The sequence below is a fragment of the Paracoccus sp. (in: a-proteobacteria) genome (assembly GCF_046462195.1).
Lineage (GTDB): Bacteria > Pseudomonadota > Alphaproteobacteria > Rhodobacterales > Rhodobacteraceae > Paracoccus.
The window spans coordinates 1-4,430 of record NZ_JBKGUN010000018.1; the positions used below are offsets into that span (position 1 = coordinate 1).

At 58.9% G+C, this 4,430-nt stretch carries 5 protein-coding genes; 1 reads left to right on the forward strand and 4 read right to left on the reverse strand.

Features of this window, described 5'->3' with window-relative positions; translation table 11 throughout:
• Positions 1-334, reverse strand: a 334-nt coding sequence (locus ACLHHB_RS01240) for an aldehyde dehydrogenase family protein (RefSeq protein WP_410216461.1), incomplete at its 3' end; no start/stop codon positions are given.
• A gap of 192 nt (positions 335-526) precedes the next feature.
• Positions 527-1,435: a LysR family transcriptional regulator gene (locus ACLHHB_RS01245; RefSeq protein ID WP_410216462.1), complete on the reverse strand. Its 909-nt coding sequence runs from the start codon at positions 1,433-1,435 to the stop codon at positions 527-529.
• A 190-nt stretch (positions 1,436-1,625) separates the two neighbouring features.
• On the opposite strand from ACLHHB_RS01245, the gene ACLHHB_RS01250 reads away from it, so the two are divergent.
• Positions 1,626-2,789, forward strand: a complete 1,164-nt coding sequence (locus ACLHHB_RS01250) for a mandelate racemase/muconate lactonizing enzyme family protein (RefSeq protein WP_410216463.1) — start codon at positions 1,626-1,628, stop codon at positions 2,787-2,789.
• A gap of 477 nt (positions 2,790-3,266) precedes the next feature.
• Here ACLHHB_RS01250 and ACLHHB_RS01255 read toward each other — a convergent pair whose 3' ends face one another.
• Positions 3,267-3,968 carry a GntR family transcriptional regulator gene (locus ACLHHB_RS01255; protein ID WP_410216464.1) on the reverse strand — a complete coding sequence of 234 codons (702 nt, stop codon included), beginning with the start codon at positions 3,966-3,968 and terminating at the stop codon, positions 3,267-3,269.
• Positions 3,969-4,081: 113 nt separating this feature from the next.
• On the reverse strand, positions 4,082-4,430 hold a 349-nt coding region (locus ACLHHB_RS01260; RefSeq protein ID WP_410216465.1), incomplete at its 5' end, for a hypothetical protein.

The following is a 4,430-nucleotide window of genomic DNA, read 5'->3' on the forward strand; positions in this document are numbered from 1 at the left end:
CGCGCGAGCGGCCATAACGGTTGATCCAGATCGTGCCCGCCCGGACCCGCCGCATGGCGCGCATGGCCCGCGACAGGTCGCGTGTAAAGATCCCCGCGCAAAGACCATAGGTCGGATGATCCGACAAGGCCAGCGCCTGGTCCTCATCATTGAAGCCCTGCAGCGTCAGCACAGGGCCGAAGATCTCCTGCAGGATCGCAGGGCTGTCCGGGGAAACATCGGTGAGCAGAGTGGGGCGGAGAAGTATCAGATCCGAGTCGTCGCGCTGGTGGCGGAGGCCTGCTTCAAGATCGTATGAATCCGGCTCTTTGATGCCGGCGGAACACGGCATCATGGAACGATTCTAAGTAGGGATCGCCAGCACGAAACCTTGGGGCCGGCTGGCGGTGGTTCTGCCGCACTATGACATGCGCGTCGACATCATGGTCATCCATGCCGAAAGGTTTACTTGTCTGCCAAGGTGTGACTGCTCGTCTACCTTCGTCGCGATTGCATCAACGGAAGGGGGGCGGATCTGCAGTTGCTGTTAGATCGGGGCAATGAGTGCGCCTCGCGCCAAATCCCAGAACCGTTCAGCAATGTCGCTCATGCGCGCACGAGGACGGAACAAGGCAATGTTGACTTCGATATCACACTCTCTCGGCCCGCCAGACGTCAGTCGCCCAATCGGTCCCAGTTCGTCTCGTGCAAGGCTTTGCGGGATCCAGGCCACACCCTTGCCTTCGACGGCGAGCGCCTTCAACACCATGGCCAGGTGCGAGCTTAGAACTGGCGTCAGGTGCAGGTTATCGACCTGGGTGAGCAAGGCCGCCGACAGGATCCGGCCCATGCCCGAAGTGTGCTCGAAGGCTAGATACGGAACTCGATCCTTGTCCGTGCCGGGCAAGCTGTGCAGCGGCTGTCCATTAGCGTCCCTGCCGACGACCGGGATCAGCCGGTCACGCGCCAGCACAATGTGATCAAACACACCCGCCGGAAGGGCGATTGAGCTACCCGGATGATAGTGGCACAGCAGGAACTGTGCGCCTCCTGCCAGCATGATCTTTTCACAATGGTTCATGTTGTCCGACAGCAGCCGCATGGGCTGTGTTGAGGCCAAAGCACCTAAGCCGTGGATCCAAGCGGGGAAGAAGTTGAACGATAGAGCATGCGTGGCTGTGAATGTCAGCGTCGCCGTAGCGGCTTGGACTTGCTCGAGATCGTGCCGAACGCGTTCAAGGCGCCCTGTCACATCCACGGCGGCTTCCAACATGATGCGGCCAGCAGGTGTCAAAGCGATGCGGTGACTGCAGCGGTCGATCAACGCGGTGCCGCACCACTCTTCCAGCGACCGGATGCGCCGACCAAAGGCAGGTTGGGTGATGTTGCGCCGCTCGGCGGCGCGGGAGAAGTTCAGTGTCTCCGACAGAACCCGCAGGTCCTTCAGCCAGTTCATGTCCATTCCATACCGCCGTGCCACTACAGCATAACTGTATGTAGCAAGGCAGCAGCTTCTCAACGATCAAACAGACTGAAAACCGACTGCCTATGCCGAAACGGCACCATCATGTGCCCGATTGGCATTAGCCGCGTGATGCCCAAACAGGTAGAAACACTAGCAGTGTATCAGCAGGAGGGGCATCACGATGCGCATCATTGACATCCGCGAGGTGACCAAACCGATCGCGTCGCCAATCCGCAACGCTTATATCGACTTCAGCAAGATGACGACCAGCCTTGTGGCGGTTGTTACAGACGTGGTGCGCGACGGACGGCGCGTTGTCGGCTATGGCTTCAACTCAAACGGGCGCTATGGCCAAGGGGGCTTGATCCGAGAGCGCTTTCGAGACCGCATACTTGAGGCCGCACCGAATAGTCTGCTGAATGATACCGGCAGTAACTTTGACCCGCACCGTATCTGGGCCGCGATGATGGGCAACGAGAAGCCCGGCGGTCATGGCGAGCGGTCAGTTGCGGTTGGTACGATCGACATGGCGCTCTGGGACGCGGTGGCGAAGATCGAAGAGAAACCGCTGTTTCGTCATCTGGCCGACCTGCACGGTCGTGACGCAGATCCCCGCGTCTTCGTGTACGCCGCCGGGGGCTATTACTATCCAGGCAAAGACAATAGCGCGCTGCGGGCCGAGATGCGCAGCTATCTCGATCGCGGCTACAACGTCGTGAAGATGAAGATCGGCGGCGCCACATTGGAAGAGGATCGTAACAGGATCGAGGCGGTGCTGGACGAGATCGGGTCGGAGGCGCAACTGGCCGTCGATGCCAATGGCCGCTTCGATTTGGAGACGGGGATTGCTTATGCCAAGATGCTGCGGGACTATCCGCTGTTCTGGTATGAAGAGATCGGCGACCCGCTTGATTACGCCCTTCAGGCCGCGATGTCCGAGTTCTACGACGCACCCATGGCCACGGGAGAGAACCTCTTTTCGCATCAAGATGCTCGGAACCTGCTGCGCTATGGCGGCATGCGTCCGGACCGCGACTTCCTGCAGTTCGACTGTGCGCTGTCTTATGGGCTCGTTGAATACCTGCGCACGCTGGAGGTGCTGCGTCAGTTCGGCTGGTCCCCCACACGCTGCATTCCGCACGGTGGCCACCAGATGTCGCTGAACATTGCAGCCGGCCTGGGGCTTGGCGGAAATGAGAGCTATCCTGATCTCTTCCAGCCATATGGCGGCTTTCCTGACGGTGTGAAAGTCGAGGACGGTCACATCACCATGCCGGACCTGCCGGGGATCGGCTTTGAAGGCAAGTCAGACTTGGCCCAAGTCATGCGAGACCTTGCAGAATGACCGGCCGTAGCGCGCTTTTGGACAGTGACGCGCCTGTATCGTAACGACCTGAAGGATGAGCAGAACACTCCCTTCAGCCGGCTCTTGTGCCATGTGTCCAGACAGGATCAGGGGGATGAATTCACGAAGGAAGTGTCGACCATTGACGTCGGCTCATCTGGCAGGTCTTGCAGCTCTGCGGAGCGGCGGTGGAGGTGACGTCGTGTTTCGCAGGAAGTTGCTGCTCAATAGCTCCCTGCGCTTATGCAGGCGCACCAAGGTTGCTGGGTTGAGAGAGCGGCCTGCACCGCGGACCAGCAGGAACTTTGGAAACAGGCGGATCTGGGCCATGAGGTGCGGCTGACCGCAACAAAGTCTTCAAGCCTTTCGTAAAGAACCAGAAGAACAGCGAGGCGGACGCGGAAGCGAGAAGGTGGCTGGCGGTCCCTTGATGAGGCAAAGATCGCCAGCCGCAAGCGCGGTTAGCCTTGCCGGATCTCAATCCAGCCGGATCATATAGCTGAGATCCTGAGTCAGATAGAGACTCAGACGCCGCTCGATGATCCGACCCAAGATATCGGAAGCCTTTCGTTCCACGCGCAGGAGTGGCGTACCTTGCGGTACATCCAGATCGATGGCGTCCTGAGCCGACGCAGCGCGTGCCGTTATCGCCTCATCTGCGTGCAGGATGATGCAGCCATAGGCCTGCTGATAAAGGACATAAAGCGCACTGGGTAGTGGGCTACGGCGCTCGATGCCTGCAAAAAGTTCGGCAGATATCACGGAGGTCTCTACTACGGCAGGCTTGCTGAGAAGCTTGCGAAGCCGCCTGATCTCGATCACCGTATCCGGGCCGCCGCACAGCGTCTCTCGCTCGGTAGCGGTTGCCGCCCGCTGCAAGATGCGTTCATCGATCACTTCGGGCTGGACGACATGCCCATCCGCTGGCCGTAGGCGGAAGAAGTTGAACAACGATGATTCGGGAGTCCGCGCAGTCACAAAAGTGCCGCGCCCTTGTTCCCGACGAACGATGCCGTGTTGTTCAAGCACCATCAGCGCTTTGCGCGCCGTCCCCTGTGACACGCCCGTTTCGGCGGCGAGCTGCGTTTCGCTTGGAAGAATGCCACCGGGCAGCAACTCCCCTGCAGCGATGCGAGCAACGACTGTGTCAATGACAGTTTGGTAGAGGGGTGCGGCCATGAGGGTTCCTTTTGCACATCAATAAAGATAACACCAGCGCCGCCTCGGCAGCAATCATGTAAACTAAGTCTTGTATAAGACAACTTATACACGTTATAGAAGCTCCAGAGCTCTTAATCATCTGCGTAAGGGAGGGGCCATTGAGCATTCCACAACTTCTTGTCCACGATCATGAGGACAATGTCGGCGTCGTCGTCGTCGAGGATCTGGCCGCCGGCACTGAAATGCTGTGTGTCGTCACCGCCGACAATTCTGATTTCCGCCTCACCGCAAAATCGGACATTCCCATTGGGCACAAGGTCGCGCTTAAGCCTCTGAAGGCGGGCGACACGGTCATCAAATACGGCGAGGACATCGGCAAGATGGTCGGCGATGCCGAGGTTGGCGACCATGTTCACACCCAGAACTGCAAAACGAAAAGGTGGTAAGCCATGGCGCTTGATTTCAGCACTGCGACTGTGA